Raw genomic sequence first — 21,364 nt, 5'->3', positions numbered from 1 at the left:
ACTACAAAGTATCTATCGTAGACGTCGCCCACGCGAGCGTCCACTGCGGCACGGTTGTACCCGGAATTACATCCGGATTGGACGCATAAAGCGCATGGTTACCGTTTGCAAGCAATAAATCGGCCGCACGGTCAATCGCGTTACCCACAGCGAACGGTGCGTCACACACCGTGTCGTTCGGCGCGCAGATCTCAAACGCCCTGTCCGCAACCTCACCAAACTTGCCCTCACGTGGACCCGTCATGGTTGCACCCGGCGTAGCCAGGTTCACCACAGCCTGCAGCGGCTGCATCGTAATTTCCGCACCCTGACCAGCAAGATCCACGCCAGGGTTCACACCCACGCCATTCTCACGGCGCCCATCTGCAATCATCACAGCACCCAGCAGACGCTCCGGTTCAATCGCGCCGGTACGCGTACCAATGGCATCCGCGGCATCGCCCACAATCACCGCGCCCTGCGAGAAGCCCGCGATGATGAACTTGGTGCTCGGGCATTGCTCCGCCACAAAGCTCAGCTCACCGTTTAGCTTGGCCAGGCCTTCTGCGCGGGACTCGTCATAAGACATCTCTCGGCGCCCATGGTCCGTCTGAATGTTCCTAAACTGCGCCGTGTACGGCACGGTGAACACGCGCACATGCCCAATGTCGTAGCGTTCCTGCAGCGGCTGCGTAATAGAGAGCATGAAGCTCGCCGGGTTCGCCTGCGGGTTAAACGGATCATCATCCGCCGCCGACTCCCAGGTCCCCGGCACGGAAACAAACTCCACCGCTGGGCACCACTCGGGCTCAGGCGGTGCGGCCTGCGTCGTTTCGCTCGTATCGGTATCCGGGCCTTCGCCTGACGACGGCACGTCACCCGGCTTCTGCCACTGGAAAATTCCAAGGGCAATCACCGCCAGCACAACAAGGACGGCGGCAACAGTAAACACATTGCGCGATTTGCGCATGGGCGCTCCTAGCAGAGGTTAGCGCGAGCGGCGTCCTCAATCAGCTGGCCAAGCGCATCCGGAGTCATATCCGTACGTCGCTGCTCAACCAGCTGGCCGGCCACCGCGTCGCGAGTGATCAAATCATCTGCGCAAACGTTATGCCCCGTAGCTGTGAGTTGATCCTCAACCCCCGCAAAGTTGAGCCCGTTTTCGCTTAAGTAATCCAGATAAGCCTGTTCCTCCGCGGAGAAATGGCTTGCCTGCTCAGGCAAAGTCTCAATAGCGCTTGCAGGCTTATCGACGGGCCCCGCCGACGGCGCCGGCGCCGGATTCACCGTGCTCGTGGCACGTGCAGTTTCCGTCGCAGTTCCCGTCACAGAAGTAGCAGCACTTGATTCGGTGCTGGTCACTGGCGCGGTTGGGGTCACGGTCTCGTCAGTTTTCGACACCGTCGCCGAGCCGCCGCAGGCGGCCAGCGGGAGGGCGAGGATGAGGGTGCACGTGAGCGTCGTTAAGCGAAAAGCTCTCATCGCTTCCTCGCAATCACTACACCATTGACCTGATCCAGCGAACCGTGCTGGAAATCAATGGTCAGGCCGCCAGCCGGGATCTCCTTCATATCCGAAGTCGGCCAGCCCAGCTCACCCTGCTCGTAGCCGCGCTTGCCCCACTCGTTGAAAATGTCACCGTAGAAAATGGCGTGTCCACCAGACTGCGGGCTCCAGTAAATGTTGCCCTTCTCAAACTGCTGGAAGAAACCACCCTTGATGGCAATCTCATTGCCAGTTGGGAAACCAAGCGCGCTGGTAGCAGCACCCATCTCGCCGTACTTCTCGCCGATCTTGCCAAAGACCAGGAAGTTCTTGCCGTCCGGGTTGCGGGTCAGGAAACCGCCCTGGAACTTCTGCACGTAGCCCTCGCCAACCTTGGTTGCCTCAGCCACCGGGTAGCCCAACGTGGAAGTCTCGTAGCCCTTCTCACCCCAAGCCTTGAACATGTCACCAGGGATTGCGTACGCGCCAGTCTCGGCCGTCCAGTAGATCGAACCGTTCTGGAAGTGCACGAAACGTCCCTTGCCGTCCGGCGTCTTCAGCTCACCCGTGGTTGGGAAGCCCAACCAACCCGTGGCGCCGCCCAAGCCGTTGTACTTGGCCAAAATCGCACCGAACAGCGCATGCGCGCCGGTCTCCGGCGACCAGAACGCCGTACCACCACGGAAGTCCTGCGCACGACCATGCTCCGCCACCACGTACTCATCATTCACACAATTACCGATGACACCGGACTGGGTCGCCTCAGCAATCGCACCAATCGGCGCACACTGCGCACCGCGATCACCCTCCGGCAAGTTCAACGCATTCGCAATGTACGGCCACGCCTGCGCCATCTCGAACTGCCAGTACTCCCACGAGTGCACACCCGACGGACGGAACTTCACGACCGGCTTGACGTTGGTGCGGTTGGCGTAGTCCACAAACGTCTGCGTAGACAGGCGGGAAATAACCTCAAGACCCTTACCCGCCGGGTTTGCCGCGCCCTTAGCCACTGACTCCGCGGAACCGAAGTCATCACGGCCCGAGCCAGCCGAAACGTAGACAACCTTGCCCTCAAGAGCCTCAATGCCCAGCTTCGGATCGTGGTCCACCCACGCCTGCGAGCCCGCCGGGCCCCACATCGCGTCCGTGTTGTAGCCACCAGCGTCCATCTGCGCAGCCTTGATCGCAGCCGGCATACCAGTGGTCGTGGTATCCAAGTAGCCAGAGAAAGATCCAACGAAGTCGAACAAGTGCGGGTTACGCTCCGCCAAGTTCACCGCAGCAGTACCGCCCATAGAAATGCCCACCACAGCGCGCTTGTGGTTGGAGCGGAACTCATTGTTCAGAATCGGGACCAGCTCCTTGGTCAGGAAGGTCTCCCACTTGTAGTTCTTGCCGTTGTTCGGCTCCAGCCAGTCCGCGTAGAACGAAGACTCACCACCCACCGGCAGGATCACGTTGACGTTCTTGTCAGCGTAAAACTGCTCAATGTTGGTCTCAATGGTCCAACCGTTCTCATCATCACGGGCGCGCAGGCCGTCCAGCGCCCACACCTCAGGGAACTTCGCGCCCGGGTTGGAGTGCCAGTCACGCGCCAGCAGGATCTGCACCTGCATCAGCTGCTCCGGCATAGCAGCGGACTTAATGAACACTGCTACACGACGCTGCGTCAACCACTCAATACGATCCACCGACACACCCTCCGGCAGATTCGGGATCTGCGGGTTCTTGTCAACCTCAATCGGGGTGCGCGGCAACGGGTCCGACGGACGCAGTCCGTCACTGATGCCGTTGGAAGAACCAATGGCGCTGGACAGGTCCGAAGACTGCGCCGCCGCATTCGGCGCCATCATCAGCGGGGTAACTACGGCCGTTGCAGCAAGGGCTGCGAAGATACGGCGGGTGCGGAAGTCGCGCATGGGAATCAGCCTCTCGTCAGGGGTCAGTCCCCCAAAGGTTAAGTTTCACTTGAGACTTGAGGGCGGTGACACGCCGGAGACTGGTGATGTTTCTTGTTATTTTGTGTTGCGTTTGTGAATTTTGGTGCCTTGGCCCGACTTTGGCTTTAGCCTTGGGTCCCGCCAGGCTCTGACCCCACCATGCTCTGGCCCCACCGTGCTCTGGCCCCACCGTGCTCTGGCCCCACCGGCCATGACCAGTGGGGGACCTTTTTCAATTGCGGCAGCATGTTGCCAAACCGGGGATAGTTGCATTGCTTGACAGGCAATTACCAGGTTTGAGGCTTGGCAAGGTGCCCCCTCGCCCCCCTGCCCAACAGATTGGGTGACGTAACAAATGTCGTCTAGCAGGGAAAGTTTCCTGCTAGACGACTTTAAATTTCAAGCCCCAAATGCCCATGTCGAATATGGAGACATTTGGCGAGATTCTCGTTATCGTCTAGCAGCGGACGAGGAGCGCTAGACGATAACGAAAAAGCGCAGGTCACTGAAAACACAGCTCACTGAAGAACGCAGCTCACGATTCCGGCGGGGCAGCTGGCAATTGCGGCAGATATCCCCGGTTTGGCAACATGCTGCCGCAATACAAAAAAGGACCCTCAGCACCCGGGCGGGGTGGGGAGGGCCACGAAGCCGGCAGGCGTGCGGAGGGCCACGAAGAAAGCCGGCTGTCGGCCAGGCGGGCAAGCCAACCAGGCGGGGGTTACCAGGCGTTCATCACGTTGAGGATGCGCGCCTTGTTCGCCTCAAGCTGCGAACCGAACTGATCCCAGTTGTGCAGGCCGGTCGGGGTGAACACTGCGGTGTGCTGCACACCGGTGGCGGTTGCCTTCGCGCTCCACATGCGGGTGGTGAAGTTCGCCACCGTCTCAAGCGCAATACCCGCAGCCTGGTGCTCAGGCTTGTACTTCGCGTCCGCCGGGCCAGGCGTTGCAGAACCAGCGGAGACGTACACGTCCTTGCCGCGCAGGTTGCCCATGTTGAGGAACGGGTCATTCTCGTAACGGCGTGGGTTCAGCACGGAGCCCCACATGGCGTTGAGGTTGTAGAGGCCGCCGTCGAGAAGCGCAATGCGAAGACCAGTCTGCGCACCCGGGATGGTGGTGGTGAGGTAGCCGGAGAAGCTCAACACCTGGCGGAACATGTCTGGGTGCAGCGCCGCAAGGTTGACCGCGGCGGTACCGCCCATGGACAGACCCAGGATGGAGTTGTTCGTCGGCGACACACCGAAGTGCTGCTGCAGGTACGGCGGAAGTTCCTTGGTCAGGAACGTGTCCCACTTGTACGTCACCGGGTGGTTGAAATCATAGGTGGCAGGCGCGTTCCAGTCCGTGTAGAAGGAGGACTGCCCACCAACCGGCATGACCAGCGTGATGTTGCTGTCCACGAAGGTGCGGGCCGCGTTGACGTCCACAACCCACGCGTTCGAGGTTTCCTGAGCGCGCAGACCGTCAAGCATGTACAGGCCCGCGTTGCCGCCGCGCGCAGCCGGCTGGATCTGCACCGTGATGTGGCGGTTCATCGCCGGCGACCAGACGGTGCAGCGCTGGACCCAAAAGCCCACGCCGTCCCACTCGCAGTGGCCGGTGGAGTCCGGGCGCAACCAATCACGGTTGGCGGCCGACGCCTGCGGTGGCGCAGCGAAGGCAACGACAAACGTCAGCAGGACGGTAAGCAGAGCAGTGAGAAGCGCCAGCGGTCCGCGGCGGGTCTGAGATCGCAGCATTCTCGGGAGATTACCAAAGAAAAGGTCACCAAGCGATCTGGTTGCCGTTGGTCTTCAGCCCCATATCGGCGCCGCGGCGTAGTTGCCCCAGGGTGGTGGGGTCGAGGTAGTGCGTGGGGTCGTCGTCAAGCATAAGGCTCCTACCTGGGCCAAGGCTGTAGCGAATGTTGGCCAGGAAGCGTTCGCGGCTCATCGGTTCACGCGAACTGGCGAGCAGTTCCGCGATTTCGGGGGTGCGCAGCGCGGCGCGGGCCTGGCGGGCCTTTTCCTCGTCGATCCACTCCGGGAGTTGGTGCAGGTCAACGGCGGTATCCGCAACCTGCCACTCGGCAGACAGCTGCTTGTCGTGGCCCACGCGGCCGTCCGGGTCGCGCGGCATACGCGCAGCCAACGGTGTTGCCAGACCGACCGTATCTAAAATGCGCGCATCCAACGAAGCGTTCATACTGGTCATACCCAGGTTGATCCAGTAGACGGTGGTGCCCAAATTCTGCAGATCCGTATCCAAGTGGACACGCTCGCGCGGGTACCACTCATACGTCAGCGGATCTTGCGAGGTGCGCACCAACGCGATCTGTGCCGCGTCATCCTTCACCGCCTGGCGCAGCACCGGCTCATAGCTCACCATCAGCGGTGAGGTGAGGAAGTCCTCGGCGTACATAGGGGCGTTGCCTTGCTCGCGGCCGAGGGCGGCGGTCCAGAAACTGCGCTCGTCCACAATCCCCAGCTCAGCGTTGGGACGGTTGAACGTCTCCAGATCCGCCTCATGCCCGCGGAACACGATCACGGTTGCCCATACGGCGACGATGGTGGCACCGACGGCGACCTTGCGGGAATACGGCACGGTCATCAGGGGCAAAAGCAACGCGAACAGGGGAAGCAGCAACATGCGGCCATGCATGAAATCGCCACCGACGCGGATGACATACAGGACATGCACGAAGGCGCAACCCACAATGAGCAGGGTGATCGCAAGCTTTCGGCCACGCGCCACTCCCCTGGCCGCCACCAGGGAAACAGCGGTGATCAGCGCGACGAGCAGAGGCAGCCACAACACGTACGGGTCAACGAAGTCACGCACATAACCCCAGCCTTCGGCCCACTGGCTATCCGACGCCGACTTCGCCACCGCCGTGTGCGGCGTGAGCAGACCGTAGTAGCCCATGCGGAAAATCTGATACGCCGCCGGAATGGGCAGCGCCGCAGCCAAAATACCCGGCGCCTTGCGCGGAGAGAACGCGAGCAGCACGATGCCGGTCAGACCACCGTAGAGCGCAAGCTCCGGACGCACCAGCCAGGAAAGTCCCGCCCAAAACGCGAGCAGGTAGCCCGCTTCTGGTTTGGCGCGGCGGGCGGGCGTTGCCCAATCCACAAGCAACGCAAACCACACAGCCAGCCAGAACAGTGAGAGCCCCCACTCCAGGCCCGAGGTGGCAAAGTCCCGCGCCGGCGGCAGCGCTACATAGATGACAATGCCAAAGGGCACGACGGGAAGCGGATGCAGCGCGCTGCGCTGCCACAACCTTCCCGACGCATACGTAGCAATGCCCGCAGCCAGAATGGTCAAGGTCAGCGCGAGGGAGGTTGCAACGTCTTCCAAACGCCCGCCGGTCACCCACGCAAATGCGGTAATCAGGTACTGCCAAAGGGTTGAAGTGTTGGCCTCCACCCGCTCGCCAATGTTGAATACCGGGCCGTTGCCCGCCAACAGGTTGCGGACAGTGCGCAGAACAATCAGCCCATCATCAGACATCCAGCGCCGAGTCCAACCACCCCAAAACGCCAACACCGCCGCAATGGCGGTGGCAACGTACAGCGAAATCCTTTCGTGAGACCGCATCGATTCAGACCGCATTATTACAGTGCAGTCCCACCCAACGCAGGCGCCACGTACACAGCCATAGCGATGCACACCAGCCACGCCACAGCCAACAGCTGCAGCACGCGGTCCTCCAAAGCGATCTCATCAGGCGCGCCACCACGGCCGCCGTCAACCTCAGCGGCGTAGCGCAGAATCGCAATCACAAACGGCACCATGGAGATCTGGTACCACAACGCCGGCGCACCACCCACGGCGGCGGACAGTTCAAAACCCCACAGGGCGTAGAAGATCACCACGGCGGCCGCGGACAAGGTCCACACGAAACGCAGATACGTCGGCGTATAGCCCTCCAGCGCCTTGCGGATCTTCGCGCCAGTCTCCTGCGCCAAAATCAGCTCCGCGTAACGCTTGCCCGAAGCCATAAACAACGAACCAAACGCCGCAACCAGCAGGAACCACTGCGAAAGCACAATGCCCGCGGCCACACCACCGGCCATCGTGCGCAGCATGAAGCCAGAAGACACCAGGGCGATATCAATCACCGGAATGTGCTTCCACCCAAAGCAATAACCCAGCTGGAGCGCAATGTAGACGGAGATGACGGTGGCGAGGGAAACGCCGTCCGTCGCAAAGAAAGACAGCCCCACCGCCAGCACAATCAGGATCACCGCCATGGCATACGCCAGATTGATTGGCAGCATGCCCGAGGCAATCGGGCGGAAACGCTTCGTTGGGTGCTGACGGTCAGACTCCACATCACGCGCGTCATTGATCAGGTAAATCGAGGAGGCGCCGAAGCAGAACACCACAAACGCCAACGCGATATCCACAAAGGTGCGCGCATGCAACGCGTCCAAACCAGCCGCAAGCGGAGCAGCCAACACCAGGACATTCTTCACCCACTGCTTGGGACGAAGCCCCTTGATCATCGCATCCGGAAGGTTCTTCGGCGGCGTCTTAGACACCACCACATCCACCCCGGCCGTGTGCGGCTCAGGCCTTAGAAACGGCTCTGGGGGCAAAGTCATCGCGTTCGCCTTTCTCCCTCAATCACAACCTTTGCTGACAGCGCACCCAACGCGGCACCCGCGAGCGTATCAGTTGGGTAATGCACGCCGAGCACGTTACGCGACAACATCATCACCGGAACCAAAAGCCACGGCCACTTCTTTCCGGTGATGTTGGCCAGGTGCACTGCGGCGGCACCCGTGTTTGCGGCGTGGGAGGAAGGAAACGACAGCTGCGAAGGCGTCTTCACGCCAATCTTCACCCGCGGATCATTCGGTCGCGGGCGACGCACGATGCGCTTGAGCACCACGGTTGCAGCATGCGCCGCAAACGTACCGACGCCCAACGCAACCCACTTCCTACTCTTCGCCTTTTCCCCAGCCGCGGCACTGGCAACAGCGCCCGTGGTCGCAAGCGCCAACCAGCCCAAGTCGTGCTCGCCGAAGTGGCTCAACGCACGCGCGCCCTTGACGGTGGATGGGCAGTACAACGCGTCCTGGATGGCTACCAGCAGGTCGGTTTCCTTATTGAGCATCAAAAATCTTCCCCCAGTTCTCATGACTGCTCAGCTCCGGGCGAGCGTCACGATACGTGCGCTTCAGCTCAGCCCAACGCTCCTTGATCTCAGCGCGCAGCTGCTTCTGCTCCTCCACCAGCTGATCCGCCAGCTTCTTGTTGCGCTTGCGGAACGCCACGCCGGTACCACCAGCGGTGGACACGGTTGCGGAATCCAGGCGTGCCAGGGTGTACCAGCGCGCCTCCTCCGCGGTCAGGTTCAGCTGTGGCGCGTCCCAGTGGGAACGGTCTTCGTCCTTACGCAAGTGCAGCAGCGCCTTAGCCGCCCACGGCAGCTTCTTCACCTTGGCCAGGCGCCCGCCCAGCTTGTTGGTGGGCACGCCCGGCGCGCCGGTGGGTGCGGGCAGTTCGGTTGCAGACGGCAAGACCTGCGCATCCGAGTACTCGCTGCGGATCTTCTGGATGCGCGGCAACGAGGATTCAAGGATGTCGAAGAGCTGGTCCGGCCCGGCCAGGAAGTCCCGCATCGCCTCGTTTTGAATAGCGATGGTGGAGTACTCCATGCAGAAGTAGTGCTTCGCGGTGGATTTCTGCATGTTCTTCAGCATCGCCTCTGGGTTGTCGGGCCCGTAGATGGAGGCGACGATGAGGCGGTTGCGCATGTGGAAATACGCCTGCCAGTCAATGGCATCGTCCTTGTCAGCCCAGGCCATGTGCCAGATGGCAACGCCCGGCCAGGTAACCGTCGGAAAGCCTGCTTCCTTGGCTCGCAGGGCGTATTCGTTGTCGTCCCACTTGATAAACAGCGGCAGCGGCAGGCCCATCTTCTCTGCGACGACGCGCGGGAACAGGTTCATCCACCAGCCGTTGTAGTCCACGTCGATGCGGCGGTGCAGCGGGCGCGAGGTGGTCTTGCGTGGATCCAGGTCCTCCTCGTCCGTGCCCACATAGCCGAGTGGGTACTTGGCAAAGTCATGGTCGTACACGGCGTGCTTCGCGGCGGAGAACATGAAGATGTTCGGGTCCACCGTCTCACCCGTGGTGCGCAGCTGCGAGCGATCCTGCAGGTTCAGCATCTGCCCGCCCACCAGAATCGGGCTCTTGGCATAGCGTGCGGCCTGCACCGCGCGCACGATCGAGTCCGGCTCAATCGCAATGTCATCATCCATGTACAGGATGAACGGAGCATCGGTGCTGTTCAGCGCCTCGTACATGATGCGCGAGTAACCACCCGAGCCACCCAAGTTGCCCTGGTGGAAAATTTTCAGCTTGCCCTGGAGTTTGGCTTCGGCTTCCTTGAAATCAGGCTCGTCCGCCGGGTGCTGGTTGCCCTGGTCCGGCATGAGCACATTGCTTATCGACGCCTCCACGTACGAGTCCTCACCCAACGCATGCAACGCGTTGACGGCGTCGCGGGGGCGGTTAAACGTGGGGATGCCCACTGCTACTTGTTTGGGTTGGGGTGGGACCACGGTGCCGTCGGCAAGCAACTGCTCCTGCGGAGCCTGCGGGGAGCACCACGCCGCATCGCTGATGCGCGTGTCCTCCTCGGCGGTGATGTCGAACCACAGCCAGCCGCCGTCCTCGAAGTTGCTGAGCTTCAGCGGGATCTCCGTGTAGCCGGTCGCGTCCACGTTGGTCACGCTGATGCGGGTGCCGTCGTACTTCGAGCGGTACACCGAAATCGTCGCGCGGCCCTCAACCGTCATCGCCAGGACAACGGTGTCCAGCTGCGACCAGCGACGCCAATAGCTCGCCGGGAATGCGTTGAAATACGTCTGGAAGCTGACCTCGTTGCCAGCCGGGATGCTGAAGCTCGTGCGGTCCGACCACGTCAGACGCTGCTTGTTCTGCTCCTGCTCAATCAGGTACAGCATGCGCACATCGTGCGGCTCGCCCTTCTTCGGCATGAGCACACGCGCGAGCACGCGATCCATCAGATCCGCGTCTTCGATCTGCGTGTTCTGCGCGTTCTGGGTGTTCTGAGCATTTTGAGATACCACAGCACACAGCGTAACCGCTCGGGGGCCGAATCCAGGTGTGGCTCGCGGTTCGGCGGGGGTTAACCGGAGAAGAGCAGGCACAAGCCTTCGCGGAGGTCGGCCACGATGCGGTCGGCCTCCGATTCGGGAACCCGCAGGTTGTCCAGAGCGAGACCGTTGATCAGCGCGGTAACTAGGCGCGCCTTGGGCTTTGCGTCCTCCTCACCGCCCAGCGCAGCGACAACGCTGCCCTGAAAGTCTTCAAGCACCTCGGTGTAGAGCTTCGCAATCCAGCCCCGGGTTGCAGAGGCGGAGCCGTACGTGACCCAGATCGCGGCGTCTTCGGAACGCACCCCTCCGATCGGGAGGAGCTCGGCAAGCCTCGCCACCCAGGTTTCGAGCTCGCCTTCCCTTTCAGGAACTGCCGCCACCCGCTCGCTCTGGCGCTGGATGGAGCGGATGAACGCGTGAGCCAGCAGGGTGTCCCTGTTCGGGGCGTGGTACTGCACAGAGCCGGCGGCGAACCCGGATTCCTTCGCCACCTCCCGCACGCTCACGGCATCGAGGCCGCGCGTCGCGATGATGCGGATAGTGGCGTCGGCAATTGTCGCGGCCGATTCTGAAAACTGATGGTCCAGGGAAAAGTCATTCATGGTTGCACACCAGTCTAGATTCTCGTACATTCGTAAGGCGTAATACGTTCGTACGAGAGATCCGGAGATCCTCATGGGTTCAGTCATCCCCGTTGTTGGCTTGGCGCTGCTCGACAGCCTGAGCCTGGGCACCCTTGTTATTCCCCTCGCGCTCATCGTCCACTGGCGCGCCGTTAAAGTTCCGGCACTGACCACCTACCTGTTCACCGTTGCGGCGGTGTACTTCCTCCTCGGGCTGGGGATCCTCCTCGGATTCGCCGGTCTGGGCTCAATTGCCGAACGGGTCACGCAGACCGAGGTCTTTCCCTGGATCACGTTGATACTGGGCGCGGTCCTCGCGCTTTTCGGCATCTTCGGCCCCAACCCCAAGAAGCCCGAACCCGGGCAGTTGCCGAAACGCGCAGCCGGAGCCACAAGCAGTGTTCCGAGCATGGTCGCCCTGGGCCTCGGCGCATCTCTCACCGAGGCGGCGACGATGCTGCCGTACATCGCAGCGATGGGCATCATCGGCAGCTGGGATATCCCATCCGTGGCAAAGGCTGGAGCCGTGGGCATCTACTGCCTCATTATGATCGTGCCAACAGTTGCCCTCGCCACCTTGGCACTGCTCTTCGGCCAGAAGTTCTTCCCGCGACTCGAACGCCTCATCCCCCGCCTCGAGTACGAGGCAAAAGTGACGCTTTTATGGATCGCCGCCATCGTCGGCATCTACATGGTGACTCAGAGCGTTCCGGCGATCCGGGGTTAACCGGTCGCCCTTCCACCCTCGCCGGGATTTAGCCGCTGGGTTTGGCCGTAGGGTTTGGCCGTAGGGTTTGGCCGCAGGTCTTGGCAGTAGGGTTTGGCTGCAGGGTTTGGCTGCAAGCCCGTGTTTCCCACAGATCCGTCCAACCCGCCCGGGCGAGGCCAAAAACGCTCACTCTTTGGCGGAAAAACCACCCCCTCCCACCTGCACACTTTGCGTTTTGAAACGGTTTTACTTTGCATTTCGAAACGGTTTCACTTTGCGTTTTGAAATTTCGGAGGCAGCCGCAGACCCAGCCCCGCTCCAGCCCTGGCCCCGCCGAACTACGCCCTGGAAGTAACTCCGATTGAAGGAACCCGTTTGGAGGATCCCGTTTTCGCCGTCTTTTCGGGGTCTAAACGGGGTCCCGGAAACGGGATCTAGCCCACGAGGCACATTTAGGCACTCGCCCCACGCTCTCGCAAACCCCGCAAACCCCGAGCGGAGCACCCCGAACGGAAGAGTACGGATACGCCATGTTTTTGGGGTCTATCCGTAGTGTTCTGCTCGGGGTTTAGCCGTAGACCTAGCTATACGCCCGGGTTTCCCGCAACAACGCCAGTTAGAAACATGGTGTTAGAAACATGGTGTTAGAAACACGGCGTTGTTATGTGACGGCGACTAGCCGTCGTAAACTTATGAGCATGCCCAAGATCACGGAACCGACCGTCGCTGAGCACCGCGCTATGCAACACCGCGCGGTGCTTGAGGCTGCGGAAAGGTTGATCGTTGAGGGCCGCGGCAAGGTGCCGTCACTTGCGGAGGTCGCCGCCAAGGTTGGGCTGGCGCGCCCGAGCATCTACCGCTACGCGTCCTCGCAGCACGACCTGCTGGTGCAGCTTCTCATCACAGCAACTGAGGAGTGGAACGCGGAGCTTGAGGCGAAGATTCAACAGGCACCGCCAGCCCCCAAGGAGCGCATCTGCGCCTACGTCGATGCAACGCTTGAGCTGTTTACGAAGAGCTCGCACGGCCAGCTCATGACGGCAGTGCAGCATATTCCGGAGGCCTTTGCGGACCCGGAGGTGCAGCGCGCGCATGCCGGATTCCAAACAATTGTGGCCAAATTTTGTCCTGGGGTGTCGGCGGTGGACATCTCGCTACTCAACGCCGCGATCCTGCGGGCGGCGGATTTTGCCAAGCAACCACGCAAACTCGCCGAAGCCAGACAGACGCTGCATACGATGGCCGAGGGCATTGTTGCTGGGTAGGCTTTGTGCATGACGGTTTTGCACTATGTGGATTTTGGCCCGACCAACCCGACTAACCCGACCAACCCCGAAAAAACGGTTGTTTTTCTTGGCTCCATTGCATCGACGGTGGACATGTGGCTGCCGCAGCTGAACGCGCTGGCGGCAGAGAACCGGGTTATTGCGATTGACCATCGCGGCCACGGCCTCTCCCCTGACCCAACCGTTGCGCCGGGCGAGACCACCGTTGGGGACTTGGCGCAGGATGTGCTGGACACGCTGGATTGCGCGGGCGTGACTGAGTTCATTGTGGTTGGGCTTTCGCTTGGTGGGGCGGTTGCGCAATACCTCGCTGCAAACTCGGATCGCGTGAAAAAGGCCGCGTTTTTGTGCACCGCTTCCTATTTCGGTGGCCCGGAGAAGTGGAACCCGCGTGCGGAGCTCACTCGCGCCGAGGGCATTGCGCCGATGGCAGATGCGGTAGTTGGGCTTTGGCTTAGTAGCGCTTTCGCGACATCCCACCCCGCCACCAACGACGCGTTGCGCCGCATGATTTTAACCACGCGCGGTATCGGCTACGCCTCCTGCTCGGATGCGTTGGCAAAGTGGAATTTCACTGAGGATCTAGCAAAGGTGCAGGTCCCGGTGTTGACCATCGCTGGACCTGATGATGCTTCCACACCGCCCGAGGTGGTCCACGCTATTGGTCAGGCTACGGCTGGGCCTGCGACGGCGGTGACGCTGAGCGCTGGCGCTCACGTTCCTACCGTCGAGGTGCCTGAGGAAGTCACCCAGGCCCTGCGCGAGTTCATCGCCGCCTAACGCGCGGGATTATTTGCGCGTAAAGAAGTTGACCTTGTCCCAATCCGGTTCCAGGCCCAGGCCCGGGCCGGTAGGCAGGCGGACTTCGCCGTTTTCGTACACCAGGTCTTCGGTGGTGTAGGACTCCTTCAGCAGCAGCGGGCCGAAGAGCTCGGAGCCGAAGTTGATCGCAGGCGTTGCGCACGCGAAGTGCAGTGACGCCGCGGTACCGAACGGGCCTTCCAGCGAGGTTGCGCCGTGGCATGCAAGCCCTGCGGCCTCGGCAATCGCGGCGGTCTTCTTCGATTCGATCAGGCCGCCAAGCTTCGTCGTTTTGATCGCCACCACGTCAGCAGCCTTGTGCTGCACCACGGCCAGAGCGTCTGCCGGTGAGCACACTGACTCATCCGCCATGACGGGTACGCCGATGCGGGTGGTGAGTTCGCGCAGGGTGTCCAGGTCGTGGGCTGGGGTGGGTTGTTCGAAGAGTTCTACGCCGGCGTCGGCAAGCCTGGGCAAAAAGCGCAGGGAGGTGAGGCGGTCCCAGCGGGCGTTGACGTCGATACGCAAGCCCACCCCACCATTGAGTGCGGCCGCAAGCTCGGCGATGCGCTTGGTGTCACGATCCGGGTCGCCCGCCCCCATCTTGAGCTTGAAGGAACGGGTGCCGAGTGTCTCGCGGCGCTCCTGGATCTCAGCCAGCGCATCCTCCAGCGGGAGCACGCCAAGCGCCCAGGTCACATCCACCGCATCCCGCGCACGACCGCCAAGCAGGTCGCGTACCTGCACGTTCAGCGCCCGTGCCCACGCATCATGCATGGCAACATCGCATGCCGCCTTGGCAAAACGCATGTTGGCCACGGACCCCTCGAAGTCACGCAGGATACCAACCAGGTCATGCACCTCACGGCCGATCATGATTGGGGCAAGATACTTTTCGACGATCACCTGCATCGTCTCAACCGACTCCCCACCCCACCACGGGCCACCCGGCACCACGCCTTCACCAAAACCGATAACGCCGCCCTCCAACGTGACACTCACCAGCAGGATCGGCTGCGCCGTTGCCGTGTACGTTGCAAAACCGTGGGGCCTAAACAGCGGGACATCTAGAATCCGCGTTTCAACTTTCTCAATGCGTAGATCACTCATCGTTTGTTCCTCACTGTTCTCACTGCTTCATTCATAGGAAAAGGCCCGCAACATAAGCGCGGGCCTTCATCTTTGAGGGATTACTCCTTGTCCAGGGCGAAGTTGTAGGTAACCTCATCCAGACCAGAATCACCCGGCTGCGGATCCAGAATCAGCTCCGGCTTCACAGCAGTAGCCACGTCATTATCCACGTACTCACCACCACGGAAGTACAGCTGCGTGGTGATCTCGCGGAAACCCGGCTGCTTCACACGCAGGTGCAGGTGAGCCGGACGCCACGGGTGACCACCGTAAGACGCGATGAACCAGCCAGTCGGGCCGTCGTGCGGAATCATGTACGGAGCCGGCTTGACGGTGGTGATCTCGTACTCGCCGTTCTCGTTGGTCACGATCGTGCCGCGCAGGTTCCACTCCGGGATACCCGGCGCGTACTGGGAGTAGTAGCCGTCCTCATCTGCGTGCCAGAGCTCAACGGTTGCGCCGCCAAGGCCCTTGCCGTCGTTATCGGTGACCTGGCCCTTGAAGATCAGCTGCTCAGACTCGCGGTCCGAGTCGCGCATCGGCATCTCAGTCTTCCACGGCAACTCCGGCGCATTCGGCACGTAGTACGGACCCTCGATCGAACCCTTGGTGCCGGTGTAGTTGTGGCGGTTGTAGTTGATCTCCTCGATCTCGTGCTCAACGAACACATCCAGCCACAGCGGCCACTCACCGTACTCACCGACCTTGATCATCCAGTCCTTGAGCACGCGGTACTCGTCATAGGTCACCTGGTGCTTGTGCGCAACATCAGCAATCGCCTTCAGCAGGTCGGTGTAGATCTCATTCGCGCGCTCCTTGGAGGTATCAGACTTGTAGATCTGATTCTTAAAGGCAGCAGTAGCGGCGTTACCAGAGCCGGCAGCGGTCGGATCCTCGTGAACCTGATTGTTCTCAGTCATGGTCACTCCTTCGTGATCAAGAAAAGCGTTTCGGGCGGTTAGTAGTGGCGCGGACCACTTCCTGCAAGCAAGTGTTGCCCACCACACAGTGGAATACAAGGACTTCCAGCCCGAACCCTTGGCCCTAAACTCAGGCAAATGGACGATAGCTGCGGATTTACAACCCCTACCCCTAACCACTATTAGGTAGACCCCTAGGGGTAAGGGGTATCCAAACCGGAGCGGAAGAGACCAAAGGCTGGCTAGTGTGAATGCATGTCCGATTCGATGTGGGACGCGTCCCAGGTAAGCCGCACCTTGGCGGATTATCTTGCGTCCCTTACCGCGGGCGAGGTGGTCACGGTAGTGCTTTCCGGGCACCGTGGCGCTGGCAAACGCTCGACCGTACGCAAGGCGCTGGCGCTTCTCCCGGAGTGGCAGTTGGTGCATCGCACGGCAGTGGCAGGTCAGGCAGTTGAGAGCTTTCCGCTTGACGACGCCACGCCGACCACCCTCTGCGTCCACAACGCCCACCTCCTGAGCAAGGAGCACCTGCAGGATGTGCTGGGGGATCTTTGCGGAGTCCCAGATCAGCCACGCGCGCTGATCTTAACCGTGGACGCCATGGCTGACAGTTCCGAGATCCGCGCCGCCGCGGACATGACGTTTGATATCCCGCCACTGGACACGGAGCAAATTCAACGTTTGGTGTCCAACCGTTTGGGCGCGGAGATCTCTTCACGCACCGCAACGGAGATCCGCCGCGCCACCGGCGGTATCCCGCACCTGGTGCAGCAGGTACTGAGTGTGTATCCCGCGGACCATTGGCGTCAGCCGGATCCGATGATTCGGATTCCGGAGCAATGGCGCGAATCGCTACATCAACGTACCGAAGGCCTAGATATTCAGCCCTTCCTCCTTGCGGCCTGCTTGACCTCGTACGCGGACGCACCTCACTCGTTGGCCCTGCTTGAGTACCTTGTTCCCAACGCGCTGGAGCAGTTCTCTACTGCGGTCAACGCCGACATCATCGAAGCGCATCTTGTAGACGCACAACGCTTTGTCTATTTCCGGAACATCACGGACCTTGCGGCAATGCGAGCGTCTGCAGATATCCCGTATATGCGAAAACTTCACCAGCATGCTGCAGAGTTCTACGAGCAGCGCGGTGACATGGACGCCGCAACATTCCACTGGGCGATGGGGCGAACAGCCACAAGGTCTGAAGCCTGCGAGGCGCTGCTGCAACGTGCTACTGGTCTTGCCAACACGGGTCAATGGGAGGCCGCAGCGCGCTTCCACCTCCTTTCGGCTTCCATTGCATCGACTGTGGAAGAGGAGCAGCAGAGCAACCTTCGCGCAGTTGAGTCGCTTATCTCTGCCTCTGACATCAGGCAGGCGAAGCTCCATGCCTCGAACTTGGCGTCCTCGCTCAGTAACCCGCGCATCGATTCCATGCGTGCGTACCTGGCAATCCATGAGGGCAGGCAAAGCACCGCCGATCAACTTCTTCATCGCGCTTGGGCAACGGAAGCAGATCCAAAGGCACGAACCGATGTAGCTGTCCGACGCGCCATGTTTCATCTGCATGAGTGGCAGCTAGATGAAGTCCTTGCGTGGGACGCGCGAGCGCGCAAAGAAAACGGTGGTGCACCTGCAGCGGAAAGCTACTACCAAGCGCAGCTTGCAGAGAGCGTGCTCAGCGGCCGCGTCGCCCCCTTTGATCCTTTACCCGATGAGCACCATGTCCTGGCATTTCGGCGGGAAATGATGCTGGGCTGGCTTTCCCTAGTTCATGACAACCCCTCGGAGACACGCCAGCGCCTCCAGTTCACCACCCGCATTGAGGGCTCCCACCGGATCTCGCTGTGGATGGACGTCTGGCTCGCACGTGCAATCCTGCTGCTCGGGGAACCATTGGCTGCTCTTCGCGTGGTAGAGCGCGGCTTAAACCGCGTCGAGCAGTTCGGTCTGACTTTTCTCACCGGCCCACTGGTATGGACAGGCTGCGCCGCTGCATCCATCCTGGGCGATCAAGCGTTGGCCCGAAACTACAGTCAACGAGCCGGGCTGATTTACGACGTTTCGACGATCCAACGCATCACATCCCTCATGGCGCAAATGGACACTGCTGTGCTGCTGGGAGACGTCAGCGCCGGCGTGCGTGCCGGCAAGCAGTTAGCTAACCTGCAGGAAACAGTCGATTTTTCGCAGCCAGGGTTCTGGCCGTGGGAGGACACCTACGCCCGGCTCCTGCTTGCATCGGGCCACATCAAGACCGCGGAGAAGGTTGTGGAGGTAGCTGAGGAGCGAAGCGCATCTAGCAGCATCGCCTCGGCGCGTGCGCGCATCGCCGGACCGAAAGCGCACCTGCTCATCCAACGCGGCGACGTCAACGCGGGGCTCACCGTGCTTGATAACGCCGTGGAGATGCTGCGGCCATTGCAACTGCCCTATTACGAGGCTCGATTGTTGTTGAGCATGGGGCAGGTGCTGCGTCGCGTCGGTAAGCGGAAGCACGCCGACGATGTGCTTGCGCAGGCCGGTGACCTGTTTTCTGCGATGGGGGCTGGCGACTTCCTGGCCATGGCGAACCGTGAGCGGCGAGCCAGTGGCCTGGGCCAGCAAACGCCGCAGTTCGCAGGCCTGACCCCGCAAGAGGAGGAGATTGCGCAGGCAGTAGCTTCCGGCGCGACCAACCGTGAGGTTGCGGATGAGTTCTATCTGTCCACAAAGACGGTGGAGTACCACCTGACCCGCGTATACAGGAAGCTAGGCATTCGCTCTCGAAGCGAGTTGCCACGCGCCCTAGCTAACAAGTAACCAATCAACAGATAAGGAAAACACCATGTTGTTTCTTGCCCGTATGGACGTCACCTTCCCCGAGTCCCTCACCCCTGAGCAGGTTGCCGATTTTCAGGCTGCAGAAAAGCAGTACTCCGGCGACCTGCAGCGCAAGGGAACCATGAAGGGCATCTGGCGCGTGGTTGGTGAGTACGCCAACTACTCCATCTACGACGTTGCGGACAACGACGAGCTGCACCGCGTCCTGTCAGGCTTCCCCATGTACCCGTACATGAAGATCAAGGTGACCCCGCTGGCGGATCACCCCAACGTGACGGACGCGGTGGCGTACTAAACCGGCGTACTAAACCGCTACCTCAAACGGTGCTTCGGTTGCTTCGCGGACAGACTCAACGGTCTCGCCCGGGGCAACCTCTACAAGGGTTAGGCCCTTCTTCTGATCAACCGTAAACACCGCCAGGTTGGTAATGATCACATCGACGCACTTTGCGCCAGTGAGCGGCAAGCGGCACTCATTGAGCACCTTGGAGTTGCCGTGCTTGTTCACGTGCTCCATGAGTAGGATGACCTTCTTTGCACCGTGAACCAGGTCCATGGCGCCGCCCATGCCCTTGACCATCTTGCCGGGGATCATCCAGTTGGCAAGATCACCAAACTGGGACACTTCCATCGCGCCGAGCACTGCAACGTCGATTGCGCGGGAGCGGATCATGCCGAAGGACGCCGAGGAGCTGAAGAAGGAACCGCCCGGCGCAACCGTGATGGTTTCCTTGCCGGCGTTGATCAGCTCCGGATCAACGGCGTCTTCCTTCGGGTATGGGCCGACGCCGAGGATGCCGTTTTCGGAGTGCAGCACTACCTCAATGTCCTTGGGCAAGTATCCCGGGATCAACGTTGGCATACCAATACCAAGGTTGACGTACTGGCCGTTTTCCAGTTCTTGTGCAGCGCGCGCTGCCATTTCCTGCCTAGACCAAGCCATTATTCGCTCACCGTCCTGAACTCAATACCAGTCTCCTGCGGGCCAACGTTGACCACACGGTCCACGTAGATGCCGGGCAGGTTGACCTCTGCTGCGGGGATTTCGTCTACAACTTCTTCCGCCTGCACGATCGTGATCTTGGCGCTCACGGCCGCATCCGGGTTGAAGTTCTGCGCAGTCTTGGAAAACACCAGGTTGCCGTAACGGTCCGCCTTTGCTGCGTGGACGAATGCGAAGTCCGGAGTCAGGGCGGTCTCCATCACGTACTGCTCACCGTTGAACTCGCGAAGCTCCTTCGGCTTGGAGTACTCGGCGATGGTGCCGTCTGGGTTGTAGCGGGTAGGGATTTCACCGGCGGCCAGCGGGGTGCCTACGCCTGCCTTGGTGTAGAACGCCGGGATGCCAGCGCCGCCAGCGCGCATGCGCTCAGCCAGGGTGCCCTGCGGGGTGAACTCCACAGTCAGCTCGCCCTCCAGGTACTGGCGTGCGTATTCCTTGTTGGTACCCAGGTAGGAACCAATGGAACGCGAGATGCGCTTGTCCTGCAAGAGGAGGCCGAGACCGAAGCCGTCGGTACCCAGGTTGTTGGAAATGATTGTGAGGTCGCGGGCGCCTTGGGCACGTAATGCGTCGATAAGCCGGGCGGGGATACCCACCAGCCCGAACCCACCGACTGCAATCGATGCACCGTCTTGAATATCAGCGACCGCTTCCTCCGCTGAAGAAACCACCTTGTTGATCATGTGGCCATCCTAACCCCAGTTCGCTTATTGCACAAGGGTTCACAAAGTGAACTTGATGAGGTAGTCTCACATTCATGAAAGAGAGTGACGTACAACTCGTCCAAAGCTTAAGCCGCGGGCTTGCGGTGATCCGCGCCTTCGACGGCACTCGTCCACGCCAAACACTCGCCCAAGTGGCGGAGGTCACCGGTCTGCCGCGCGCTACCACGCGCCGCTTCCTGCACACACTGGTTGCAGAGGGCTTCGCGCGTACCGACGGCACCGTGTTCTGGCTCACCCCCAAAACCCTGGAGCTGGGCTACTCATACCTCTCCAGCCTGGGGCTTCCCGCAATCGCCCAACCGCACCTGGAAGCGCTGTCGCACAAGTTGAACGAATCGTGCTCCACGTCCGTCCTCGACGGCACAGACGTGGTGTACGTGGCGCGTGCGGCGGCGAACCGGATCATGAGCGTGAACATCACCATTGGCACACGCTTCCCCGCGCACGCAACATCCATGGGACGCATGCTGCTCACCGGCCTAAGCGAGCAAGAGCTGGATGCGTACTTGGATGGTGTGACGCTGAAACACCTCACGCCGCGCACCATCACCAACAAGCACGAGCTTCAAGCAGCAATCCAGAAGGTTGCCGAGCAGGGCTACTGCATCGTGGACGAGGAGCTAGAGCTTGGCCTTCGCTCGGTGGCCTGCCCGGTAACCAACGCCCACGGTGAGGTGGTTGCGGCGGTCAACGTTTCGGCACACGCCGCGGCGTATTCGGTTGACCAGTTGCGAGAAACGTTGTTGCCGCCGCTCAAGGAAGCAGCGAGTGCCATTTCCAACGACATTATTACGACTAAGAAATGAGGAAGAA

The 21,364-nt window shown here is 61.0% G+C and carries 19 protein-coding genes; 6 read left to right on the top strand and 13 right to left on the bottom strand.

The features are described 5' to 3' along the window. Window position 1: 1 nt before the first annotated feature. The 9 genes from AK829_RS10860 to AK829_RS10820 form a co-directional block, all read right to left on the bottom strand. On the bottom strand, window positions 2-949 hold the full coding sequence (locus tag AK829_RS10860; RefSeq protein ID WP_052205839.1) for a cutinase family protein: 948 nt from the start codon (window positions 947-949) through the stop codon (window positions 2-4). A gap of 8 nt (window positions 950-957) precedes the next feature. Then, the gene (locus AK829_RS10855) at window positions 958-1,461 is read right to left on the bottom strand and encodes a DUF732 domain-containing protein (RefSeq protein ID WP_052205838.1); all 504 of its coding nucleotides are present in this window, start codon (window positions 1,459-1,461) and stop codon (window positions 958-960) included. Further along, entirely contained in the window at window positions 1,458-3,386 is a 1,929-nt protein-coding gene (locus AK829_RS10850) for an alpha/beta hydrolase-fold protein (RefSeq protein WP_052205837.1), read from the bottom strand. The genes AK829_RS10855 and AK829_RS10850 overlap by 4 nt, the downstream gene beginning before the upstream one ends. 742 nt (window positions 3,387-4,128) lie before the next feature. Then, the gene (locus AK829_RS10845; RefSeq protein WP_408606259.1) at window positions 4,129-4,947 is read right to left on the bottom strand and encodes an alpha/beta hydrolase; all 819 of its coding nucleotides are present in this window, start codon (window positions 4,945-4,947) and stop codon (window positions 4,129-4,131) included. Window positions 4,948-5,176: 229 nt separating this feature from the next. Next, complete coding sequence (gene zomB / locus AK829_RS10840; RefSeq protein WP_052205835.1) at window positions 5,177-6,991, bottom strand: flagellar motor control protein ZomB; 1,815 nt, start codon at window positions 6,989-6,991, stop codon at window positions 5,177-5,179. A 17-nt stretch (window positions 6,992-7,008) separates the two neighbouring features. Next, the gene (locus AK829_RS10835) at window positions 7,009-8,001 is read right to left on the bottom strand and encodes a decaprenyl-phosphate phosphoribosyltransferase (protein ID WP_052205834.1); all 993 of its coding nucleotides are present in this window, start codon (window positions 7,999-8,001) and stop codon (window positions 7,009-7,011) included. Then, a complete protein-coding gene (locus AK829_RS10830) occupies window positions 7,998-8,516 on the bottom strand; it encodes a phosphatase PAP2 family protein (RefSeq protein WP_052205833.1) in 519 nt (172 codons plus the stop codon). The genes AK829_RS10835 and AK829_RS10830 overlap by 4 nt, the downstream gene beginning before the upstream one ends. Continuing rightward, window positions 8,506-10,434, bottom strand: coding sequence for a glycosyltransferase (locus AK829_RS10825; RefSeq protein WP_052206528.1), 1,929 nt, complete (start codon window positions 10,432-10,434; stop codon window positions 8,506-8,508). The genes AK829_RS10830 and AK829_RS10825 overlap by 11 nt, the downstream gene beginning before the upstream one ends. 125 nt (window positions 10,435-10,559) lie before the next feature. Next, the gene (locus AK829_RS10820; protein WP_168156357.1) at window positions 10,560-11,162 is read right to left on the bottom strand and encodes a TetR/AcrR family transcriptional regulator; all 603 of its coding nucleotides are present in this window, start codon (window positions 11,160-11,162) and stop codon (window positions 10,560-10,562) included. Window positions 11,163-11,232: 70 nt separating this feature from the next. On the opposite strand from AK829_RS10820, the gene AK829_RS10815 reads away from it, so the two are divergent. The 3 genes from AK829_RS10815 to AK829_RS10805 all read left to right on the top strand — a co-directional run bounded on the left by AK829_RS10815 (window position 11,233) and on the right by AK829_RS10805 (window position 13,928). Beyond that, window positions 11,233-11,880, top strand: coding sequence for a GAP family protein (locus AK829_RS10815; RefSeq protein ID WP_232305740.1), 648 nt, complete (start codon window positions 11,233-11,235; stop codon window positions 11,878-11,880). 680 nt (window positions 11,881-12,560) lie between these two features. After that, window positions 12,561-13,127 (top strand): TetR/AcrR family transcriptional regulator, encoded by a 567-nt coding sequence (locus AK829_RS10810; RefSeq protein ID WP_052206527.1) that lies wholly within the window; start codon window positions 12,561-12,563, stop codon window positions 13,125-13,127. A gap of 9 nt (window positions 13,128-13,136) precedes the next feature. Then, window positions 13,137-13,928: an alpha/beta fold hydrolase gene (locus tag AK829_RS10805; RefSeq protein ID WP_052205830.1), complete on the top strand. Its 792-nt coding sequence runs from the start codon at window positions 13,137-13,139 to the stop codon at window positions 13,926-13,928. Window positions 13,929-13,937: 9 nt separating this feature from the next. Here the strand turns inward: AK829_RS10805 and AK829_RS10800 are convergent, their stop codons facing one another. Together AK829_RS10800 and catA are read right to left on the bottom strand one after the other, a co-directional pair. Continuing rightward, a complete protein-coding gene (locus tag AK829_RS10800; protein WP_052205829.1) occupies window positions 13,938-15,059 on the bottom strand; it encodes a muconate/chloromuconate family cycloisomerase in 1,122 nt (373 codons plus the stop codon). Between the two features lie 80 nt (window positions 15,060-15,139). Next, window positions 15,140-16,000, bottom strand: coding sequence for a catechol 1,2-dioxygenase (gene catA, locus AK829_RS10795; protein ID WP_052205828.1), 861 nt, complete (start codon window positions 15,998-16,000; stop codon window positions 15,140-15,142). A 255-nt stretch (window positions 16,001-16,255) separates the two neighbouring features. Between catA and AK829_RS10790 the strand changes: the two genes are divergently transcribed. Beyond that, complete coding sequence (locus AK829_RS10790; RefSeq protein ID WP_052205827.1) at window positions 16,256-18,802, top strand: helix-turn-helix transcriptional regulator; 2,547 nt, start codon at window positions 16,256-16,258, stop codon at window positions 18,800-18,802. A gap of 25 nt (window positions 18,803-18,827) precedes the next feature. Continuing rightward, a complete protein-coding gene (gene catC / locus AK829_RS10785) occupies window positions 18,828-19,118 on the top strand; it encodes a muconolactone Delta-isomerase (protein ID WP_052205826.1) in 291 nt (96 codons plus the stop codon). 9 nt (window positions 19,119-19,127) lie between these two features. Here the strand turns inward: catC and AK829_RS10780 are convergent, their stop codons facing one another. Both AK829_RS10780 and AK829_RS10775 read right to left on the bottom strand, forming a co-directional pair. Further along, the gene (locus tag AK829_RS10780; protein WP_052205825.1) at window positions 19,128-19,766 is read right to left on the bottom strand and encodes a 3-oxoacid CoA-transferase subunit B; all 639 of its coding nucleotides are present in this window, start codon (window positions 19,764-19,766) and stop codon (window positions 19,128-19,130) included. Next, window positions 19,766-20,509, bottom strand: a complete 744-nt coding sequence (locus AK829_RS10775; protein ID WP_052205824.1) for a CoA transferase subunit A — start codon at window positions 20,507-20,509, stop codon at window positions 19,766-19,768. The genes AK829_RS10780 and AK829_RS10775 overlap by 1 nt, the downstream gene beginning before the upstream one ends. Window positions 20,510-20,583: 74 nt before the next feature. On the opposite strand from AK829_RS10775, the gene AK829_RS10770 reads away from it, so the two are divergent. Continuing rightward, the gene (locus AK829_RS10770) at window positions 20,584-21,357 is read left to right on the top strand and encodes an IclR family transcriptional regulator (protein ID WP_052205823.1); all 774 of its coding nucleotides are present in this window, start codon (window positions 20,584-20,586) and stop codon (window positions 21,355-21,357) included. The last annotated feature ends 7 nt before the right edge of the window (window positions 21,358-21,364 follow it).

The organism is Corynebacterium riegelii, from assembly GCF_001263755.1.
Taxonomy (GTDB): Bacteria; Actinomycetota; Actinomycetes; order Mycobacteriales; family Mycobacteriaceae; genus Corynebacterium; species Corynebacterium riegelii.
The sequence above is the reverse complement of the archived record's forward strand: the minus strand, read 5'-3'. Positions and strand labels throughout refer to the sequence as shown.